This window comes from Sulfitobacter sp. AS59, from assembly GCF_038899995.1.
GTDB lineage: Bacteria > Pseudomonadota > Alphaproteobacteria > Rhodobacterales > Rhodobacteraceae > Sulfitobacter.
This window is the reverse complement of the sequence record NZ_JBBMQK010000008.1, coordinates 38904-59754: the sequence shown is the minus strand read 5'-3', so window position 1 is coordinate 59754 and position 20851 is coordinate 38904. Positions and strand designations below refer to the sequence as shown.

The window sequence follows — 20851 nt, the reverse complement described above, 5'->3', positions numbered from 1 at the left end:
ATCCCGGAAGCACTATGCCTTCCGGTCTTTGGCGCGGCCAGAGATCGCCCCCCACCAGCGTGTTACGCCCGTGGGGGCATTTGTGTATTTAACGCGGCGTTCCTAAATTGGGATCATCCGCAACCGACCGAAGGGGGCCATGGCCCATGTTTGAGAATCTATCCGAACGCCTTTCCGGCGTCTTTGACCGCCTCACCAAACAAGGTGCGCTGTCCGAAGAAGACGTCAAAACCGCCCTACGCGAAGTCCGCGTCGCCCTGCTTGAGGCTGACGTATCCCTGCCCGTTGCCCGTGATTTCGTAAAAGCCGTCCAAGACAAAGCCACCGGCCAAGCGGTCACCAAATCGATCACCCCGGGTCAACAGGTCGTCAAGATCGTCCACGACACCCTGATTGATGTACTGCGCGGCGAAGGCGAGCCCGGCTCCCTGAAAATCGACAACGCCCCTGCCCCGATCCTGATGGTCGGCCTGCAAGGCTCCGGTAAAACCACAACCACCGCAAAGCTGGCCAAACGTCTGAAAGACCGCGACGGCAAACGCGTGCTGATGGCATCGCTTGACGTTAACCGCCCTGCGGCGATGGAACAGCTGGCGATCCTCGGCGTGCAAATCGGCGTTGATACCCTGCCTATCGTCAAAGGCGAAAACCCCGTCCAGATCGCCAAACGCGCCAAGACCCAAGCAGCCATGGGCGGCTATGACGTCTATATGCTCGACACTGCGGGTCGCCTGTCCATCGACGAAGAGTTGATGCAACAGGTCGAAGCCGTTCGTGACGTGTCCAATCCGCGCGAGACCCTGCTGGTAGTCGATGGCCTAACAGGCCAAGACGCCGTGCAAACGGCTGAAAACTTTAACGACCGCATCGGTATTTCCGGCGTGGTCCTGACCCGCATGGACGGCGACGGTCGCGGCGGTGCGGCCCTGTCCATGCGCGCCGTCACCGGCAAGCCGATCAAATTCGTCGGCCTTGGCGAAAAGATGGACGCGCTCGAGACGTTTGAACCAGAACGCATCGCGGGCCGTATCCTTGGCATGGGTGACATCGTCGCCCTTGTTGAAAAAGCCCAAGAAACCATCGAGGCCGAACAAGCCGAAAAGATGATGCGCCGCATGGCCAAGGGTCAGTTCAATATGAACGACCTGAAAATGCAGCTTGAACAGATGCTCAAGATGGGCGGCATGCAAGGCATGATGGGTATGATGCCCGGCATGGGTAAAATGGCCAAACAGGTCGAAGAAGCGGGCTTTGACGACAAAGTGCTCAAACGCCAGATCGCCTTGATCCAATCCATGACCAAGAAAGAGCGCGCAAACCCCGCGCTGCTGCAAGCCAGCCGCAAAAAACGTATCGCCAAAGGTGCCGGCCTCGAAGTGTCCGAGCTGAACAAGCTGATGAAGATGCAGCGCCAGATGAGCGATATGATGAAAAAGATGGGCAAAATGGGCAAAGGCGGCATGCTCAAACAAGCCATGAAGGGCATGATGGGCGGCGGCAAAGGCGGCATGGACCCAGCCGCGATGGCCCAAGGCATGGACCCCAAAGCGCTTGAAGCGGCGGCCAAACAAATGGGCGGCAAACTGCCCGGCATGGGTGGTATGGGCGGCGGCATGGGCCTGCCCGGCGGCCTGTCAGGCTTTGGGAAGAAAAAATGATCAGTTGCACCGTCAGATATGAAATCGATCCCGACAAATTGCCGGAATTCGAAATCTATGCAAAAGCGTGGCTGCACCTTGTGGTGAAGCTGGGTGGCATCCATCACGGCTATCACATGCCGCATGAGGGGCCCAACGACATCGCCTATTGCCACTTTTCCTTTCCATCGCTCGCCGATTACGAGGCGTATCGCGACAAGATGTGGGCCGACCATGAATGCCTGCGCGCCTATGAACACGCCAAACGCACCAAATGCATCCGTCGCTATGACCGTTCGTTCACCAAGCCGATGTTCGACGGCGCGACCGTAGATGAATTGGGGCTATAATGACCAATAGTGTTAAATTGGCCGCCGAGGTTCTTAAAGAACACCGCGCGAGCATCGACCGCCTCGACGCCATCCTTGTCTACACGCTGGGCGAGCGGTTCAAACACACTCAAGCTGTGGGGAAACTCAAAGCTGAACACGACCTTCCCCCGTCCGATCCCAACCGCGAAGCCGGTCAGATCGCACGTCTCGAAGATTTGGCGAAAGAGGCTGACCTCGATCCCGAATTCGCCAAGAAGTTTCTGAACTTCATCATCGCTGAAGTCATTCAGCACCACAAACAACACCAGTCGTAGGGTGGGTGAAACCCACCACACCTAAACCTAAAGGAAATACATCATGTCCATGAAAATTCGTCTCGCCCGTGGCGGTTCCAAAAAGCGCCCGTTCTACCGTATCGTTGCTGCAGACAGCCGCATGCCACGCGATGGCCGCTTTATTGAAAAGCTGGGCACATATAATCCTCTGCTGGCAAAAGACAGCGAAGAGCGCGTGAAAATGGACGTCGAGCGCGTTCAATACTGGATGAGCAAAGGCGCACAGCCAACAGACCGTGTTGCACGTATGCTCGAAGCCGCTGGCGTGACCCCAAAGACAGAGCGCAGCAATCCCAAGAAGGGTACACCGGGCAAGAAAGCCCAAGAGCGCGTTGAAGAAAAAGCCGCCAAGGCCGCCGCAGCAGCAGAAGCCGCAGCAGCACCAGCGGAAGAGCCTGCAGCAGAAGAAGCCGCAGCAGAATAATCAAACGGTTCCCCGGCGCGGTCTTTGCTGCGCCGGGAAGCTTTAGGTATATTCGACAGCCGGCCTCGCTTTGCCAATGCAGGCTGTCCGATGTACTTTCTCATCACTCTGACACCGACCGCGCCCTGACGTCGTCCCCGACCCGAAAGCCGATCATGTTCCGATTGCTGCGTCTCATCGTTATTCTTGGTTTAGGTATTGCCATTGGCATCTGGTTTGAACGTACGTTGATGAAAAGCGAATGTAAGGCTGGTGAAGGTCAGTGGACCGGCACAATCTGTGTGAATTCGGAGTTATTGCAATGAACGACAAAGTATCCGTAGGCGCGATTGCGGGATCATATGGCGTGCGCGGCGAATTGCGCATCAAAAGCTATTGCGCGGTTCCCGAAGACATCGAAAACTATAGCCCGCTGACGTCGGAAGACGGCAAGCGCAGCTTTGCAATCGCACTGGTCCGCCCGATCAAGAACGGCTTTGTCGCCCGCATCACTGATGTGACCTCGAAAGAGGAAGCGGACGCCCTGCGCGGCACGGTGCTTTTTGCCCGGCGGGATCAGCTGCCCTCTCTGCCCGATGATGAGTTCTATCACGCAGATCTGATCGGGTTGCAGGTGTTTGATACCGGCGGCACATTGATCGGCAAGGTCAAGACCGTTCAAAACCACGGCGCGGATGATCTGCTGGAAACGCAGCTTGCTGGCACCTCGGCCACCGTGTTCCTGCCGTTTACCAAAGCGGCGGTCCCCACGGTTGATATGGCCACGGGCCGGATCATTGCCGATCCCCCCGACGGGATACTGCCCGATGCCAAGGCTGATTAAGCCCCGCCTGCAAAATGGGACGGTGTTCCGGACCCCGCGCGGCCCTGCAAAAGCCGTGCTGGAAAAGGCCAATGTGACATGACAACACCGCCAACCAAGACAAATGCCCCTGACGGGCCCGCAAAGCCCCGTTCGCATGGTCGCCAATCGGTACGTCCGACGCTGAAGCCACGTGAATTGATGCAAGACACCCCCGACTACGCAGGCGTTTGGCGGGCCGAGATTGTGACGCTTTTCCCCGAACTTTTCCCCGGCGTGCTGGGGGCCAGCCTGACAGGCCGCGCCCTGCAAGAGGGCAAGTGGCAACTGCGCACCCACGATCTACGCGACTATGGCATTGGCAAACACCGCAATGTCGACGACACCCCCGCAGGCGGTGGTGCGGGTATGGTCATGCGCGCCGACGTGGTTGGCCCCGCCATCGAAAAGGCCATGTCGGGTGCTGCCGGACGTTGGCCGATCCTGTACATGTCGCCGCGCGGACGCCGCTTTGATCAGGCGATGGCCGCCGATCTGGCCAAATGTTCGGGCGTCACCATGCTGTGTGGCCGGTTTGAGGGCGTCGATGAGCGCGTGATCGAACACTACGGCATTACCGAAGTCTCCTTGGGTGATTTTGTCATGACCGGCGGCGAACTTGCCGCGCAGGCGATGATTGACGCCACCGTGCGCCTGCTGCCCGGTGTGCTGGGCAACGCCGAAAGCACGGTCGAGGAAAGCCATTCCTCCGGCCTGCTCGAACATCCGCAATACACCCGCCCCGCCGAATGGATGGGCCGCGAAATTCCATCTGTTCTGATGTCGGGCAACCACGGCGAAATCGCGAAATGGCGGTTGGCCCAAGGCGAACGGCTGACAGAACAGCGCCGCCCTGATATGTGGGCAAAATATTCCCCAAAACCAAAGGGCAAATCATGACCGACCTCAGCCGCACCCTTGACCATGCCCGCATTGACGAACTGCCAAACCCGTATTTCGGCAAAGTGCGTGATTGCTATGACCTGCCCGATGACCGCCGCATCTTGATCTCATCCGACCGGATCTCCGCCTTTGACCGTATTTTGACGGCGATTCCGTTCAAGGGTCAGGTGCTGACCCAAACGGCGCGGTTCTGGTTTGACCACACCAACGATATCTGCCCCAACCACGTGCTGGAATACCCCGACCCCAATGTGGTGATCGGCAAACGACTGACCATCCTGCCCGTAGAGATTGTTGTTCGCGGGTATCTGGCAGGCTCCACCGGTACATCCGTTCTGACGCTGTACAAAAAGGGCGCGCGGCAGATGTACGGCCATACCTTCCCCGACGGGCTGCGCGATAACGAGGCGCTGCCTCACGCGATCATCACGCCCACGTCCAAAGAATTCGATGGTGGTCATGACGCGCCGCTGACTGAGGCCGAAATCGTAGAACAGGGCCTGCTCACCCAAGCACAATGGGACCAGATCAGTGACATCGCCCTGCGGCTGTTCGCCCGTGGTCAGGAAATGGCGGCCAAGAACGGGCTGATCTTGGTCGATACCAAGTATGAATTCGGCACCGATGCAGATGGAAATATCCTGCTGGCCGATGAAATCCACACGCCTGACAGCTCACGCTTTTGGCTCGCCGATGGCTATCAGGCGGCTCTGGAAAACGGCACCCGCCCCCCGTCCTTTGACAAGGATGTGATCCGATCTTGGGTCGATGCGCGCTGCGATCCTTACAAGGATGATATCCCCGAAATCCCCGCCGACCTGATTGCCGCGACCTCGCAGGTCTATATCGACGCCTACGAGGCCATCACCGGCCAGACGTTCGTGCCCAACATGGATGGCGACACCGTGCTGGACCGCGTGCGCAGCAATTTGGCCCCCTATTTCACCACCTAAAGGCCGACGCATTTAGGCGGTGATACCCTCTTGATCCAAGGGGCTATCCGACCTATACGACGCCTACGTCTGGAATCGCTTTTGCGGCTCCAGCCTTTTCTGCATCCGCAGAAATCCAAAGCAAAGATGATGCTACCTTCGATGGGGTGCTACGGCAGGCCCGCCAGACAGACCGAAGCTATGGGATCGCGCAAAACTTCGTGGACTAACCGCGAGCATTCATAGGAGACGATCAGATGAACCTGATTGCACAGATCGAGGCGGAACAAATCGCCGAACTGGGTAAAGAAATCCCAGATTTCCGCGCCGGAGACACCATCCGCGTGGGCTTTAAAGTGACCGAAGGTACACGTACCCGCGTTCAAAACTACGAAGGCGTCTGCATTGCACGCAACAACGGCCACGGCATTGCCGGTTCGTTCACCGTGCGCAAGATTTCCTTTGGTGAAGGCGTAGAGCGCGTATTCCCGCTGCACTCGACCAACATCGAAAGCATCACGGTTGTCCGTCGTGGCCGCGTTCGTCGCGCCAAGCTGTATTACCTGCGCAGCCGTCGCGGCAAATCGGCACGGATTGTCGAGAACGCCCATTACAAGCCAAAATCTGGCGCGAACGCGTAAGGAGAGCTGTCATGAAAGCCGATACACACCCCGAATACCACACGATCAACGTCAAAATGACAGACGGCACGATCTTGGAAATGAAATCGACATACGGCAAAGAAGGCGACCAGCTGGCGTTGGATATTGACCCCTCCGTGCACCCTGCATGGAACGGCGGCACATCCCGCTTGATGGATACCGGCGGCCGCGTGTCCAAGTTCAAAAACAAATACGCAGGTCTGGGCTTCTAAACCCTTCTGCCTATTACGAACGAAAAATGGCGTGCCTCACCGAGGCGCGCCATTTTTTATTGGTGCGGCGCTATGCGGGCACCCACTGCGCGAACTGTGTTATCCGTCCCGGCCCGGCTCGTTCGGATCGCTAGAGAACAGGGCGATCTTGTTGCCTTGAGGGTCGCGAAGATAGCTTACATAAAAATGCGGACCATATGACGGGCGAAAACCCGGCTGGCCTTCATCCGAACCGCCAGCGGCAAGGGCGGCGGCGTGAAGGTTGCGAACTTGGGCTTGGCTACGTGCCTCAAACGCGATCATGCTACCGTTTCCAGCGGTCGCCGGGGCCCCGTCAAAGGTTGGCTTAACATAGAAATCCGGCAGAGCCGGCGACTGTCCCGGCTCAACAGGCAGCGCATAGCTTAGCCCTTCAGGGCCTTCCTTTAGCCCGTAACCAAGTGCTGGCAGAAGCGCCGAATAAAACCGCTTTGCGCGCGCGATATCATCAGCCCCAACGGTGACATAGGCAATCATACTGCGCGTTCCTTTTTGGTAAGTTTGCGTATTGCACCGCGTTTACGGCCCTATGCTAAACCGACATCCTCGTTGGCTCAACACGCACGGCCCGGCAAGCCACCGAAAACCCACCCGCGTTTCGCATAAATTTACGCGTCCTAACCCACCCGCGTTTAGGTTTTGAAAAGGATTTCAAGGCAACGTCGCCTCAGCCCTCCTAGAAAGGTTCGCTGATGACCACGTCTTGCCTGATCCGCCGTCCTGCCCAAAAACCTCGCAAACAGCCCCCTGCCCCCAAACACGTACCGCCAACCCAGCCAGAACTGTGGACGCAAGACCTGTCCGCAGCCCAGAACCTGATGCATAGCAGGCAATATAGACAAGCATTGGTGTTGGCCGCTGCGCTAAAGCGGCTTTATGGCGACCGGCGTGAACTGACGCAGATGATCACGACCTGCCGCAGCCATCTGGGCGCGTCCGCGTAAATCAATCCAACCTCATCACATGGCCCGCGTCGCCATGATGCCCACCAATCCATCACAAGATGGAACGCGGCAAGGTCCTGATACATTAACCACAATCTAGGCGCGCTAGTGCTTCCAAAAGCACCATATCTGCCATATGGTTCGCCCTAATGTGGCCCCGGCAAAAGCGGGGGAGTAGAAGGGACAGCTAGAAATGGCGCATATTATCGTCGTCGGAAATGAAAAAGGCGGAGCGGGCAAATCAACCGTTTCAATGCACGTGGCGACTGCGCTCGCGCGGATGGGTCACCGGATCAGTGTCTTGGACCTTGACCTGCGCCAGCGCACCTTTGGCCGGTACATCGACAATCGTAAATCATTTCTTGCGTCAGCCGAACTTGATCTGCCATCCCCCACGATGCACGAACTACCCGAGGTCGAGGCCGATGCCCTCAAGCCCGGCGAAAACATATATGATCACCGTCTCAGCGCTGCCATTGCCGAACTGGAACCAGTGAGCGACTTTATCCTGATCGACTGCCCCGGATCGCACACTCGGCTTAGCCAAGTCGCGCATTCGCTGGCCGACACGCTGATCACCCCGCTGAATGATAGCTTTATCGATTTTGATCTGCTGGCCCACACCGATGCCACCGGCGACAAGATCACCGGCCCATCGGTGTATTCCGAAATGGTCTGGAATGCGCGGCAACTACGCGCTCAGGCCGGGCTTGCCCCGATTGACTGGATCGTTGTGCGCAACCGCATGGGGGCGCAGCGCATGGTCAACAAAGACAAGATGGAGCGCGCGATTGCCAACCTGAGCAAGCGCATCGGCTTTCGGATTGCGCCCGGCTTTAACGAGCGGGTTATTTTCCGCGAGCTGTTCCCGCGCGGACTGACCCTGCTGGATCTCAAAGATATTGGCGTCAAACAGCTTAACATCTCGAACGTGGCGGCCCGTCAAGAACTGCGCGACCTGATGAAGGCGCTCAACCTGCCGGGCGTTGAAATCAATTTCTGATCCGTTTTCGGCAGGACAGGGCCACCATGTTTGACGCAAATAGCGCCAAAATCACCAGCCCCCCGCCGATCAACGCATAGCCGCCCGGGTCTTCGCCCACGACGGCCCAAACCAATAGCGGTGCCAGCACCGATTCCAAAAGCACCAACAGACCGACCTCAGCCGAGGTGATGTAGCGCGGACCAAGCGCCAACAACACCGAACTGACCATGATGAAAACGCCGTGGCCTAGCACCAAGGGCGCTTGGTCAGCGGGCATGGCAAACGGTGCCGCGAACGGGGCGATCAGCAACGCCGCGATCAAATAGGATAGGCCCGCCCCCGGCACCATGGACACGGCCTTGGCATGGCGCGCCGCCGTCAACCCGGCTGCAAACAAAGCGGACACGGCCAAAGCAAGCAGATCCCCCGCCAGACTGGCATGCCCCGTGTGACCCGACCCATAGGCGATAAACGCCATGCCAACCATGACAGCAGCAATCGTGATCAACATCCTGCGGTTTATCGGCTCTGCCAGAAAAATACGGCTATAGATCGCGGCGAAAACCGGCAGCGATGCGATGATGAATACCACATTGGCGACCGAGGTCAGGCTGACCGCCAACACAAACAAAACGCCGCTCGCCCCTGTGCCGATCATATAGATTGCACCGTAGCGCCCCGTTCTCAGCACCGCTTGAAACGGCCCTATGCCCTTGGCCCAAAATACCCATCCGCCGATAAGTCCGCCAGCCACTACCAACCGCCAAAAGGCGATCGTCAACGCGGGCGCATCAATCAACCGCACAAACAGGGAATCCGGCACCACACAAAGGACGCCGATCAAGGTAATCAAAAATCCGCGGGCTTGATCATTCATATGCTATCGGTGACGCCGAACCGCGCTCAAGTAAAGCCCGCTGGAAATTTGGCCGACAGCGCCACCAGCATCTTTTTCAGCGCAACACGGTCGTCCGGGCCAAGGCCTGCCGTCAGGTCGCCATCATAGCGCTGCGCCACCTGATGCAGGTCCGCATAGGCAGCCTGCCCCTGCGCCGTCAGGGACAGGTGTTCAACCCTGCGGTCAGCATCGTCGCGTGTCCGCGTCACAAAGCGGCGCTCGGCCAGTCTTTGTACCGCGCGGCTGATCTTGGTCTTGTGCATATTGGCGCGCGCGCCGATCTCGCTTGCCGTCATGCGCCCGTATAGCCCCAGATGAAACAGGACCCGCCATTCAGTTCGCAGCATACCATAGCGGTCTTTATAGATTTTCTGAAACTCCAGACTGCTGGCCTCGGCTGCTTGGTTCAGCAGATAGGGCAGGAACTGGGTAAGGTCGAAATCGGCGTCTGACATGAAAGGGACCGCTTGTTAGTTACAAAAACAACTATTACAAACGCAACAGATTTTGCAAGGGAGGCTTTTGTGAACCGCCAAGTAACCCCATCCGACCTGACAACCGCCACCAGCCCGATGGGAACCACCGCAGGCTATATGCCCGGCTTCGGCAATGACTTTGAAACCGAAGCGTTACCCGGCGCCCTGCCCCAAGGCATGAACAGCCCCCAAAAATGCAATTATGGTCTTTATGGTGAACAGCTGTCGGGCACGGCCTTTACCGCGCCCAGCCACCAGAACGAACGCACATGGTGCTACCGCATCCGCCCGTCGGTAAAGCATTCACACCGTTACGAAAAAATCGACCTACCCTATTGGAAATCCGCACCGCATATACCGCAGGACGTGACCAGCCTTGGCCAATACCGCTGGGATCCGGTGCCGCATTCGACCGACACACTCACGTGGCTTACCGGTATGCGCACCATGACAACCGCCGGTGATGTGAACACCCAAGTCGGCATGGCCAGCCACATCTATCTGGTCACTGACAGCATGGTTGATGCGTATTTCTACTCTGCCGATAGCGAAATGCTAATCGTCCCGCAAGAGGGCCGGTTGCGTTTTTGCACCGAACTGGGCGTCATCGACCTTGAACCCAAGGAAATCGCGATCATCCCGCGCGGTCTGGTCTACCGCGTCGAAGTCATCGACGGCCCAGCGCGCGGTTTTGTCTGCGAAAATTACGGCCAGAAATTCGAACTCCCCGGTCGTGGCCCCATCGGCGCGAACTGCATGGCCAACCGTCGCGATTTCAAAACACCGGTCGCCGCGTTCGAAGACCGCGATGCGCCCTCAACCGTGACGATCAAATGGTGCGGGCAATTTCACGAGACGCAGATCGGCCATTCCCCCTTGGACGTGGTTGCGTGGCACGGCAATTACGCACCCGTTAAATACGACCTGCGCACCTATTGCCCCGTGGGCGCTGTCCTGTTCGACCATCCAGATCCGTCAATCTTTACCGTGCTAACCGCCCCCTCGGGCGTCGAAGGCACGGCAAATATCGATTTTGTGCTGTTCCGCGAACGCTGGATGGTCGCCGAAGATACCTTTCGCCCCCCATGGTACCATAAAAACGTCATGTCCGAACTGATGGGCAATATCTATGGTCAGTACGATGCCAAACCCAAAGGGTTCATCCCCGGTGGCATGTCCCTGCACAACATGATGCTGCCCCACGGTCCCGACAAAAATGCGTTCGAAGGCGCGTCGAATGCCGAGCTCAAGGCGGAAAAACTCGACAACACCATGTCGTTCATGTTCGAAACCCGTTTCCCCCAGCACCTCACCGAATTCGCCGCGAAAGAGGCCCCCTTGCAGGATGATTACATCGATTGCTGGGACAGCCTCGAGAAAAAGTTCGACGGCACACCGGGCAAGAAATAGACTTTGGCCCAAGGGTCGCGCAGACATATTAATTCAAGGACAGATTATGACATTGCTCACTTCATGGGTGGAAAGCGCCAACAGCGCCGATACTGATTTTCCGCTCAACAACCTGCCCTACGGCGTATTCTCGACCGACAGCCTTGAACCGCGCTGTGGTGTCGCCATCGGCGATATGGTGCTGGATATGGCCGCGGTCGAGGCCGAAGACCTGATCCTGCTGCATTTTGATCCCGTGTTTGATGTACCCTATTGGAACGACGTGATGGATCTGGGGCCCGAAGCATGGGCCAAGCTGCGGTCACAACTGACTGAACTTCTCGCCACTGGCAGCCCCGATCAAGCCAAAGTCGCGCCGCATCTTGTGCCCATGTCGGACATCCGCTTGCACATGCCCATCGTCGTGTCTGAATACACCGATTTCTACGCAGGCCGTCACCACGCCACCAATGTCGGCACCATGTTTCGCGGTGCCGAAAACGCGCTGCCGCCGAACTGGCTGCACATCCCTATCGGCTATAACGGCCGCGCCTCGACAGTGGTTGTCTCTGGCACCGACATCCATCGGCCAAACGGCCAGTTAAAAGCGCCTGATGCGGATATGCCAACCTTTGGCCCCTGCAAGCGCCTAGATATCGAACTTGAGATGGGTGCCATCGTCGGGACATCGACCGACATGGGCGACACTATCAGCGTGGCTGAAGCCGATGAAATGATCTTTGGCTACGTGCTGCTCAACGATTGGTCCGCACGCGACATCCAAGCGTGGGAATACCAGCCGCTCGGCCCGTTTCAGGCCAAAGCCTTTGCCACATCAATCTCCCCCTGGATCGTAACAACCGCCGCACTTGAACCGTTCCGCACCTCTACGCCGGAACGGGAAAAGGAACTCCTGCCCTACCTGCAAGAACCCAAGCCGATGCTCTATGACATCCACCTAAGCGTGTTGATCCAACCCAAGGGCGGCAGCCAAGAAGTCCTCGCACGCACCAACTACAACACAATGTACTATTCAGCCCCTCAACAACTGGCGCATCACTCCTCCTCCGGCTGCTCCATGAATGCTGGCGATTTGCTTGGGTCCGGCACGATCTCCGGCCCCGAAAAACACGAACGCGGCAGCTTGCTGGAACTTAGCTGGGGCGGCAAGGAACCGATCACCCTGTCCGACGGCACCACCCGCAGCTTTGTCGAGGACGGCGATACCATGATCCTGACCGGCCACGCCCAAGGTGACGGTTACCGGATCGGGTTCGGTGCCTGCGCTGGCACCATCCTCCCTGCCCAACCGCAGCGCTAACCTGCTTCATTTTGCCCAATAAACTCCCGCCGGAGGCTCCAACAATCGCCCCGCGCGCAGACACCCGATAAAGGAATACAAATGTCCAAGAAATTCGCCTCCCAAGGGGACATGACCGAAAAGAAAATCTCCTTTACCGAAGTGGGCAAAGACCTCTGGGCCTTCACCGCCGAGGGTGACCCGAACTCCGGCGTGATTATCGGCGATGACAGCGTCATGATCATCGAGGCGCAGGCGACACCCCGCCTTGCTAATAAAGTCATCGAGAAAGTCCGCGAGGTCACCGACAAGCCCATCAGCCATGTCGTGCTGACCCACTACCACGCCGTGCGCGTCCTCGGCGCCTCCGCTTTCAACGCCAACCAGATCATCATGTCCGAAATGGCGCGTGGCATGGTCAACGAACGCGGGCAAGAGGATTGGGACAGCGAATTCCAACGCTTCCCCCGCCTGTTCGAGGGCCACGAATCCATCCCCGGCCTGACCTATCCCACAACCACCTTTAACGACCGCATGACCGTCTACCTCGGTAACCGCCGCGTCGATCTGATGCATCTGGGCCGCGCCCACACCGCTGGCGATATCGTCGTCCATGTCCCCGATGAAAACGTCATGTTCACCGGCGACATCGTTGAATACCATTCCGCCTGCTACTGTGGCGACGGATACTTTGCCGATTGGGGTAACACACTGGACGCGATCAAAGCCTATGATGTCGATGCCATCGCCCCCGGTCGTGGGGACGCGTTGGTTGGCCGTGACATGGTAAACGCCGCCATTGAGAATACCCGCGATTTCGTCGAAAGCACCTATCGTCCCGCCGCTCGCGTGGCCGCTCGCAATGGCACACTCAAAGACGCATGGGATGCCGTCCGGGCCGAATGTGATCCGAAATTTGCCGACTACGCAATCTACGAGCATTGCCTGCCCTTCAACGTCGCCCGCGCCTATGACGAGGCCCGCGGGATCAGCCACCCCCGCATCTGGACCGACAAGCGCGACATCGAGATGTGGGAGGAATTGCAAAGCTAAGCCCGCCATGGCCTATGATTACGCCCCCTTCCCCTACACGCCCCCGCCGGGCCTGACGCGCCCCGAACCCCGCCATCCTTTGGTGATCGTCGGCGCGGGCCCCATCGGGCTGGCGATGGCTATTGATCTGGCCCAACGCGGCACGGCTTCGGTGGTGCTGGATGACAACAACGTGGTATCCATCGGCTCGCGTGCGATCTGCTGGGCCAAACGGAGCCTTGAGATATTTGACCGTCTTGGCATCGGCGAACGGATGCTGGCCAAGGGGGTCACTTGGAAGGTCGGGCGTAATTTCCACGGCGCAAATCAGGTCTACGCCTTCGATCTGCTGCCCGAACCCGGTCACAAATACCCCGCCTTTATCAACTTGCAGCAATATTACGTCGAACAGTACCTTGCCGAGCGCGCTCAAGATTTCCCCGACCTGATTGACCTGCGCTTCCTCAACAAGGTCACAAATCACATCGATCACGGCGATCATGTCACCCTCGACATCACCACCCCCGACGGCGACTACACACTCCAAACAGACTACTACCTCGCCTGCGACGGCGCAGGATCGGCGACACGTACCCGCATGAATCTCCCCTTCAACGGCCAAACGTTCGAGGAACACTTCCTAATCGTTGACGTCGAAATGGAAACCTCCCCCTTTGGCAGCGACGACACGCCAGAACGCTGGTTCTGGTTCAACCCGCCGTTTCACAACGGCCAATCCGCCTTGCTGCACAAACAGCCCGACAACATCTACCGCATCGACCTGCAACTCGGCCCCGACACCGACCCCAAGGAAGAAGCGACCGAAGCCAAAGTCATCCCGCGCATCAAGGCTATCGTCGGCGACACGCCTTTTCGCCTTGATTGGATGAGCGTCTATAAATTCCGCTGTGCCAAGCTGGACCGCTTTGTGCATAACCGCGTAATTTATGTCGGGGACAGCGCTCATGTGGTCAGTCCTTTTGGCGCGCGCGGCGGCAATGGCGGCATTCAAGACGTGGATAATCTTGGCTGGAAACTCGCCGCAGTCTTGCAGGGCAAAGCCCGCCAACCACTTATCGAAAGCTACAACATTGAACGGGTCCACGGTTCCGCAGAAAACATCCTCAACTCGTCGCGGGCCACCAATTTCATGACCCCCAAATCCCCCATCGAAGCACTATTTCGCGATCAGGTCCTCCAGCTTGCCGCCGAACACCCCTTTGCCCGTAAACTGATCAACTCGGGCCGGCTCTCGCAGCCCTGCAACCTCTCCGCATCCCCGCTGCAAACCCCGGCGGCCGCGCCCGTAACACCGGGCACCGCGCTGATCGACGCCCCCCTTCATGACGGGCAGAATCAAACCTGGTTACTCACCGCAACCCACGGCGATTTTACCCTACTCACTGCCAGCCCGATGCCGCTGCCCGATATCGCGGGCATCGCGCGCATTGGCATCAATCAATTTGCAGATTACCCCTGCTACCGCGCCACGGATGGCCACGCCGAAACCCGCTACGGTACAGATAAAGTCTATCTTCTGCGCCCCGACGGTCATGTCTGCGCCGTCTTCGATACACCCGACCCCGCCGCAATCATCGCAGCCCGCGACCGCGCCCTCGGAGCAATGATATGATCCTCGACGACAACCTCGGCCCCGATGCAGACAGTTTTTATAACGCGCTGATGGATGCACACGCCAGTTTGACCGACGCGCAAAGCCATGCCCTTAACGCACGGCTCGTGCTGATCTTCGCCAACGAAATCGGTGATCTGGACCGGCTCGAAAAACTGCTCGCCGCGGCACGGCAAACCACCCCATCCTGACTTCTCTGGCTCATAAATATCCCCGCCGGAGGCACGCATCTGCCCTTGGCAGATGCAAAAAATCATATGGCGCAGCGCGCCGCATTTCCCTCATTTCCGAGGCTTTAGCGGCTAATCTCCGGCTACAGCCTTGACGCATGGCAACGCAAAGTTGACACTCAACCGACCAAACCTAGGTTCAACTAGGTGACAAGCGCAGATCAACTGCATCACCAACCCTGCGGCCACAGCCAAGGGGGCGAACGTGGAAAGCGGCAAAAGCCGTAGCCACAGCAACAGAGAGGAAGATCATGAGTTTTTTGACCCGTACCGGTAAGCCCCTGCCAGAGGCCATTCTAAAATCAGCCGAGGCCGCCAAGGCAGATCCGGTAAACAGACGCGAATTTCTGGCACTGGCCAGCGCATTTGGCGCAACCACTGCCACCGCATATGCAATGATTGGTCTGCCCACCCCTGCCAGCGCCGCCGCCCACAAAGAAGGCGGCACAGTACGCATGCAGATGGAAGTGCGCGCCCTCAAAGATCCGCGCACCTATGACTGGTCGCAAATCGCAAACTTCTCGCGCGGGTGGCTCGAATATCTGGCGATCTGGGAAAATGACGGCACGTTTACCCCCGCCTTGCTGGAAAGCTGGGAAATTAACGACGACGCCACCGAATATACTCTGAACGTTCGCAAGGGCGTCACCTGGAACAATGGCAACGCCTTTACCGCCGCCGACGTGGTGCGCAACATCGAAGGTTGGTGTGACAAATCCGTCGAAGGCAACTCAATGGCTGGCCGTTTCGCGACCCTGATCGACGAGGGCACAGGCAAAGCAATCGAAGGGTCCATTGTTGCGGTCGATGATCACACGGTAAAACTGATGCTGCCACGTCCGGACATCACCTTGATTCCCGGCATGGCCGATTACCCTGCCGCAATCGTTCCCGAAGGGTTCGACGCCGAAACCATGCTGGACAATCCCGTTGGCACAGGTGCCTACCTACCTGAATCGCTCGAAGTGGGTGTGAAAAGTGTGTTGGTCAAGAACCCCGATCACACATGGTGGGGCACCGAAGTGTATGGCGGCCCCTACATCGACCGGCTTGAATACATTGATTACGGCACAGACCCGTCCGCCTTTGTTGCGGCAGCCGAGGCTGACGAAATCGACGCGACCTATTCCATTGAGGGTGAATTCATCGACGTGTTCGGCACGCTTGATGGCTGGAACGAAAACGAAATCGCCACTGCGGCAACCATCGTGATCCGTCCCAACCAGCTTGCCGAAGTGGACGGCATGAAGCCATACGCCGATGCGCGGGTCCGTCAGGCGATTATGATGGCCGTTGATAACACCGTCCTGCTTGAACTGGGCTATGCGGGGCGCGGTCTGGTCGCCGAAAACCATCACGTCGGCCCGATGCACCCTGAATACGCGGAACTGCCCCCACGCAAGGTCGATCCTGCCGCCGCCAAGGCGCTGATGGACGAAGCTGGCATGGCCGATTTCGAACACGAGCTGTTCTCGATCGACGATGCTTGGCGCAAAGACACCACCGACGCGGTTGCCGCGCAATTGCGGGATGCGGGCATCAAGGTAAAGCGGACAATCCTGCCCGGGTCGACCTTCTGGAACGACTGGACGAAATACCCGTTCTCCTCGACCAACTGGAACGCGCGGCCTTTGGGCGTGCAAATCTGGGCACTGGCCTATCGTTCGGGCGAAGCATGGAATGAATTCGGCTGGTCCAACCCCGAATTCGACGCCCTGCTGACCAAAGCACTGTCCGTGGCCGACGTTGAAAAACGCCGTGCGATCATGGCCGAAGGTGAGGCGTTGATCCAAAGCGAAGGCGTGACAATCCAGCCCTACTGGCGGTCGCTGTACAATCACACCAAAGAAGGTCTGGTTGGCGCGAACCACCACATCGGGTTCGAATACCACCCGGCACGTATGGCGTGGACCATGTAGTCGCAACGATAACATCTTGGGAAAGGGGCCGCGTTTTCGTGGCCCCTTTTTCGTTGCGCGTTAGAAAAGCAGGGACAAGGCTGGCGATGGTGCCCAAAGCGTGGGGTGGACCGCCTGCAAGTCTCGCAAACGCTGTTCAACCGCCGCCTGCCCCATTGATCGCGCGCGCGCGATGATGTCCGGCAGCCCCAATTTGTAAAACGCCAGTTGATCCAGTTCTTGCGGCGTCACGCCACTTTGCAACATGCCACTGGCCGCATTCATCACCCCGACAATCAAAGCGTCTGCTGCCCGGGCCGCCGAAATCGGCATCTGATCAATACGGGCAAAGCGGGCTTCCTCGACGATCATATCCTCCATCAGCGGGTCAATCACTGCGCCGCCCCCACCGGGATACCGATACCACCCGACCCCAATAGACCGGCCCAATCGCCCCTCGCGCACCATGCGATCTGCCACCAAAAGATCGGTGCCAGCCGCCCTGCGCCGCGCGAACGCAAGCTCCAAACCGATATGGTCCTGCGCTTTCAAAAGCCCTTGCGCAAACCCCGCATCTTCCAGCGCTTCATCCAGCTCCCACGGGGTCACGCCCACAAGCAAAAGCCGGTCTACCAACGCGAGGGCCGCATCTTGCAAGACAGTGCCCGCGAACGCATCCCCTTTGCTTTGCATGAACGGTACATTCAGGGATTTTACAAACTCCACCGCCATCCGGCGGGCGTCGGCGCAAGCGCTGCCAAAACTGACCTCTAGCAGTCGCGGGGCCAGTAAATCCATCGACACCGCGCGCGCAGCACCGGCAAGCCCTGCAAGCGCCTGCGGCCCATCCAGAACCACCACCAATGCGCCCTGCGGCGCTTGGCCAGCGTCCACAGCACGGCTAACAAACACGTCGCAATGCATCGGCACGGCGCTGTCCACGCGCAGCTCCAAATCAGGCAAGCGCCGCCCAAGAACCGCGCCCACACGGGCCGCGTCATTTGGGTCAGGCTCTATCACGCTGACGGTGAAACCGGCCTTGGACAAGACGTGGATTAAATCCGCACTGGCCGTGCCCAGATCGTATAGAACCACATGCCTTTGCGCTGGCGCTGTCACCCGTCTAGCACATCCAGAAAATGGCGCTTTTCGATGATGCGCAGCAGGTCCTTAAGCGATGCCTTTACCGGGCGGTTTGACGTGTTGATCTGCGCATCCGCACGCTCGTACAGCGGGGTGCGGGTATCCAGCAGGTTCTTGAGCTGCGTCATCGCGGCGGGGTTGCCTTCCATCGGGCGCACATCACCTTGGGCGCGCACCCGCTGCATATATTCCGCAGGGCTGGTGTGGACCCAGATCGTATGAAACCGCTGCAATAGCCGGGTATAGGTCGTTTTCTCGGCGACGATGCCACCCGCGACGGCAAGGATCATTTTGTCATGCTTGGCACCGACCCGCTCTAACGCTTCGGCTTCAAGCTCGCGGTATCCCTCTTGCCCGTACAGCGCCATCACCTCGGCAATTGGCATGTCGGATGCGGCCTCGATCTCTTTGTTCAACTCAACAAAAGGCAGACCCAGCGCATCGCCCGCCAACTTGCCCAATGTCGATTTTCCGGCCCCGCGCAAACCGATCAGACAGATACGACCCGCCCGCAGTTCGGTCTTGCTTTGCGCGAACAGCAACGCACGCACCTGTTGCTGCACATCGGGGTTGGCCTTGCTGAACACCTGCGCAATCCGCTCTGCATCCCGATCAAGTGGTATGGTCTCTGCCAACAACGCCTCGATCTTCAGGTCAAGCGCACCGGCTACCCGCTGCAACAATATGACCGATATATTGCCTTCCCCTGCCTCAAGCTGGGCTAGATAGCGCGGTGACACGCCTGACATCTCGGATAAAACGCGGCGCGGCAAACCCCGAGATTTTCGCGCCTCTCGCACCCGAACGGCGATCCGCTTGATCAGCTCTTCGCCGGGGGTGGATGGGGGGTGAATATCGGGCATAAGCATCCATTAATGAACAATAATGCAAGATTAACCCCCATCCCTGTGGTATCAACACAAATCTGCAAAAAAGTGCATTAAGCGTCGCGGATCAACGGCTCCACCACTTTGCGAATACGATCAGGCGCGGGCATGCTTTTGAAAACATCTGCTTGGGTGAATACGCAGGTAAAGCTACCGGTGAAACACAGCACATTATTCTGATATGCTTTCATCCCGAAGGTGATCGATTTCTCGCCCAGCCGCGTCGGATAAGTTTCGCACATCAGACGATGGCGCGGGGTGACGGGGCTGCTGAAATCCATCGACAGGTTCACGAAAGGCGTGCCCATATTGCGGTCAATTTCCATCTGGAACCAACCTTCGCCGTCGAAATGCTCTTCCCACCACGCATTGATCGCATCCAGCGCGAACCAGGGCAAACGGGCGGTATATGCAATCTGCGCCGGGTCACAGTCGCCCCAAGTTACGCGAATTTCATGAACAAAAGGCGTGTCGGTCATTCAGTAGGTTTCCACATGGTAGCGGCCGTCTTCACGCATGGTGTCGCGCAACGCTTCCCATTGCTGCCCCATGCTTTCGGCGATTGAAGTCATCGCCCTTTCAACACCTTCCTCCATGCCCCGCAACCCGCAGATATAAATATAGGTGTGATCATCGGCCAACAATTCCGCCACAGATTCCTGCTCGGCAATAATCCGGTCCTGCACATATTCCTTATCCGTGCCCGCCTCGCGACTGAACACCAGATGCTGTTTCATCAGGCTTTCCGGTATCTTCTTGAGCGGGCCGAAGTACGGCAGGCTTTGCGGCGTGCGCGCACCAAAGAACATGGTCATCCCACCTGTCGCACCGCTGCGCTGGCGCTGCATGGTAAAGGCGCGCATGGGTGCGGAACCGGTCCCTGTACAGATCAACAGTAAATGCGCCTGCGGATCGCTTGGCATCAGGAATGTCGCGCCAAAGGGGCCTGTTACCTCGACCTCGGCCCCGGTTTCAAGGTCACATAGGAAGTTTGACGCCAGCCCCTTATCCTCGCGTTTCACCGTAAGCGAGATATTGTGATAGCCGGGGCGTTCACCGTCCCGCGGGCTCGAGATCGAATAAAGCCGCGGCAGATGCGCGTTGCCTTCGGCATCGGTGCCGGGGGGGATGATGCCAACAGATTGCCCTTCGAGCACCGGAAACGGCAGCGCGCCGGGGTCAAGGATGATGTGGCGCACGTCATGGTCCGGGTCATCGGTCAGACGGTAATTGCCCTGCACCTTCATCTTGGCAGGCTTGCCAAGGTTGTACATATTAACCGCTGGCTTGCTGGCCGTCAGGGGGGCTTTGGCCTTACCGCCCGCCCCTTTATGCGCTTCGGCCAACAATGCCGCGATTGGGTCCACGACCCCCTCGTCCGACGATGGGGCGGGTGCGGGGATGTCTTCCTGATCGGGCAGTTCGTCCATCTCGAACTGCTGTTCCAGCGTATAGGGCGTATCGACGACGCGCCATTCGTCAATCGAACCCGTGGGGCAGACGGGAATGCAATCCATGCAGAAATTGCAGGCGTCGAAATTCACCACGACATTGTTGTCGTCATGCTCAATCGCGCCCACCGGACAGGTCATTTCGCAGGTATAGCACCGGATACAGATCTCGGGGTCGATGAGGTGCTGTTTAACGGGCTGGTTCATGGCGAATGCTCCTGCGGCTTTATGTGCGGATGGGCGGACCAAAGCCCACCCACCGTTGTTA

General features: G+C 58.2%; 24 protein-coding genes. 17 read left to right on the top strand and 7 right to left on the bottom strand.

Features of this window, described 5'->3' with window-relative positions; genetic code table 11:
• Nucleotides 1-146 precede the first annotated feature (146 nt).
• The 9 genes from ffh to rpmE all read left to right on the top strand — a co-directional run bounded on the left by ffh (nt 147) and on the right by rpmE (nt 6278).
• On the top strand, nt 147-1658 hold the full coding sequence (gene ffh / locus WNY39_RS15700) for a signal recognition particle protein (protein WP_342847022.1): 1512 nt from the start codon (nt 147-149) through the stop codon (nt 1656-1658).
• Entirely contained in the window at nt 1655-1987 is a 333-nt protein-coding gene (locus WNY39_RS15695; RefSeq protein ID WP_342847020.1) for an NIPSNAP family protein, read from the top strand. The genes ffh and WNY39_RS15695 overlap by 4 nt, the downstream gene beginning before the upstream one ends.
• Nucleotides 1987-2283, top strand: coding sequence for a chorismate mutase (locus tag WNY39_RS15690; RefSeq protein WP_341233753.1), 297 nt, complete (start codon nt 1987-1989; stop codon nt 2281-2283). Before WNY39_RS15695 ends, WNY39_RS15690 begins: the two co-directional genes overlap by 1 nt.
• Before the next feature lie 43 nt (nt 2284-2326).
• Nucleotides 2327-2728: a 30S ribosomal protein S16 gene (gene rpsP, locus WNY39_RS15685; RefSeq protein WP_341233752.1), complete on the top strand. Its 402-nt coding sequence runs from the start codon at nt 2327-2329 to the stop codon at nt 2726-2728.
• A gap of 301 nt (nt 2729-3029) precedes the next feature.
• Nucleotides 3030-3551: a ribosome maturation factor RimM gene (gene rimM / locus WNY39_RS15680; protein ID WP_342847017.1), complete on the top strand. Its 522-nt coding sequence runs from the start codon at nt 3030-3032 to the stop codon at nt 3549-3551.
• A gap of 78 nt (nt 3552-3629) precedes the next feature.
• Nucleotides 3630-4469, top strand: coding sequence for a tRNA (guanosine(37)-N1)-methyltransferase TrmD (trmD, locus tag WNY39_RS15675; RefSeq protein ID WP_342847015.1), 840 nt, complete (start codon nt 3630-3632; stop codon nt 4467-4469).
• The gene (locus WNY39_RS15670) at nt 4466-5425 is read left to right on the top strand and encodes a phosphoribosylaminoimidazolesuccinocarboxamide synthase (RefSeq protein WP_342847013.1); all 960 of its coding nucleotides are present in this window, start codon (nt 4466-4468) and stop codon (nt 5423-5425) included. Before trmD ends, WNY39_RS15670 begins: the two co-directional genes overlap by 4 nt.
• A gap of 236 nt (nt 5426-5661) precedes the next feature.
• A complete protein-coding gene (gene rplS, locus WNY39_RS15665; protein WP_093917553.1) occupies nt 5662-6045 on the top strand; it encodes a 50S ribosomal protein L19 in 384 nt (127 codons plus the stop codon).
• 11 nt (nt 6046-6056) lie between these two features.
• Nucleotides 6057-6278 (top strand): 50S ribosomal protein L31, encoded by a 222-nt coding sequence (gene rpmE, locus WNY39_RS15660; protein ID WP_219579389.1) that lies wholly within the window; start codon nt 6057-6059, stop codon nt 6276-6278.
• 99 nt (nt 6279-6377) lie between these two features.
• Here rpmE and WNY39_RS15655 read toward each other — a convergent pair whose 3' ends face one another.
• The gene (locus WNY39_RS15655) at nt 6378-6794 is read right to left on the bottom strand and encodes a VOC family protein (protein ID WP_342847010.1); all 417 of its coding nucleotides are present in this window, start codon (nt 6792-6794) and stop codon (nt 6378-6380) included.
• A 215-nt stretch (nt 6795-7009) separates the two neighbouring features.
• Here WNY39_RS15655 and WNY39_RS15650 point away from each other — a divergent pair, with 215 nt between their 5' ends.
• Both WNY39_RS15650 and WNY39_RS15645 read left to right on the top strand, forming a co-directional pair.
• Nucleotides 7010-7261, top strand: coding sequence for a hypothetical protein (locus WNY39_RS15650; RefSeq protein WP_342847008.1), 252 nt, complete (start codon nt 7010-7012; stop codon nt 7259-7261).
• A gap of 193 nt (nt 7262-7454) precedes the next feature.
• Complete coding sequence (locus tag WNY39_RS15645) at nt 7455-8264, top strand: division plane positioning ATPase MipZ (protein ID WP_342847006.1); 810 nt, start codon at nt 7455-7457, stop codon at nt 8262-8264.
• Here WNY39_RS15645 and WNY39_RS15640 read toward each other — a convergent pair.
• Nucleotides 8254-9123, bottom strand: a complete 870-nt coding sequence (locus tag WNY39_RS15640) for a DMT family transporter (RefSeq protein ID WP_342847004.1) — start codon at nt 9121-9123, stop codon at nt 8254-8256. The genes WNY39_RS15645 and WNY39_RS15640 overlap by 11 nt on opposite strands.
• Nucleotides 9124-9149: 26 nt before the next feature.
• Nucleotides 9150-9599, bottom strand: a complete 450-nt coding sequence (locus tag WNY39_RS15635) for a MarR family winged helix-turn-helix transcriptional regulator (RefSeq protein ID WP_342847003.1) — start codon at nt 9597-9599, stop codon at nt 9150-9152.
• A 117-nt stretch (nt 9600-9716) separates the two neighbouring features.
• Between WNY39_RS15635 and hmgA the strand changes: the two genes are divergently transcribed.
• From hmgA to WNY39_RS15605, 6 genes are all read left to right on the top strand, one after another.
• Nucleotides 9717-11030: a homogentisate 1,2-dioxygenase gene (gene hmgA, locus WNY39_RS15630; RefSeq protein WP_342847127.1), complete on the top strand. Its 1314-nt coding sequence runs from the start codon at nt 9717-9719 to the stop codon at nt 11028-11030.
• Between the two features lie 46 nt (nt 11031-11076).
• The gene (fahA, locus tag WNY39_RS15625) at nt 11077-12330 is read left to right on the top strand and encodes a fumarylacetoacetase (protein WP_342847001.1); all 1254 of its coding nucleotides are present in this window, start codon (nt 11077-11079) and stop codon (nt 12328-12330) included.
• An 81-nt stretch (nt 12331-12411) separates the two neighbouring features.
• Complete coding sequence (locus tag WNY39_RS15620) at nt 12412-13362, top strand: MBL fold metallo-hydrolase (RefSeq protein WP_342846999.1); 951 nt, start codon at nt 12412-12414, stop codon at nt 13360-13362.
• Nucleotides 13363-13369: 7 nt separating this feature from the next.
• Nucleotides 13370-14974 carry an FAD-dependent oxidoreductase gene (locus WNY39_RS15615; protein ID WP_342846997.1) on the top strand — a complete coding sequence of 535 codons (1605 nt, stop codon included), beginning with the start codon at nt 13370-13372 and terminating at the stop codon, nt 14972-14974.
• Nucleotides 14971-15165, top strand: coding sequence for a DUF2783 domain-containing protein (locus tag WNY39_RS15610; protein ID WP_342846995.1), 195 nt, complete (start codon nt 14971-14973; stop codon nt 15163-15165). The genes WNY39_RS15615 and WNY39_RS15610 overlap by 4 nt, the downstream gene beginning before the upstream one ends.
• Before the next feature lie 290 nt (nt 15166-15455).
• Entirely contained in the window at nt 15456-17123 is a 1668-nt protein-coding gene (locus WNY39_RS15605; RefSeq protein ID WP_342846994.1) for an ABC transporter substrate-binding protein, read from the top strand.
• A 60-nt stretch (nt 17124-17183) separates the two neighbouring features.
• On the opposite strand, the gene WNY39_RS15600 is transcribed toward WNY39_RS15605, so the two are convergent.
• From WNY39_RS15600 to boxA, 4 genes are all read right to left on the bottom strand, one after another.
• Complete coding sequence (locus WNY39_RS15600; RefSeq protein ID WP_342846992.1) at nt 17184-18221, bottom strand: 3-hydroxyacyl-CoA dehydrogenase family protein; 1038 nt, start codon at nt 18219-18221, stop codon at nt 17184-17186.
• The gene (locus WNY39_RS15595; protein WP_342846990.1) at nt 18218-19108 is read right to left on the bottom strand and encodes a helix-turn-helix transcriptional regulator; all 891 of its coding nucleotides are present in this window, start codon (nt 19106-19108) and stop codon (nt 18218-18220) included. The genes WNY39_RS15600 and WNY39_RS15595 overlap by 4 nt, the downstream gene beginning before the upstream one ends.
• A 77-nt stretch (nt 19109-19185) precedes the next feature.
• On the bottom strand, nt 19186-19611 hold the full coding sequence (locus WNY39_RS15590) for a thioesterase family protein (RefSeq protein WP_341233736.1): 426 nt from the start codon (nt 19609-19611) through the stop codon (nt 19186-19188).
• Complete coding sequence (boxA, locus tag WNY39_RS15585; protein ID WP_342846989.1) at nt 19612-20790, bottom strand: benzoyl-CoA 2,3-epoxidase subunit BoxA; 1179 nt, start codon at nt 20788-20790, stop codon at nt 19612-19614.
• Nucleotides 20791-20851 lie beyond the last annotated feature (61 nt).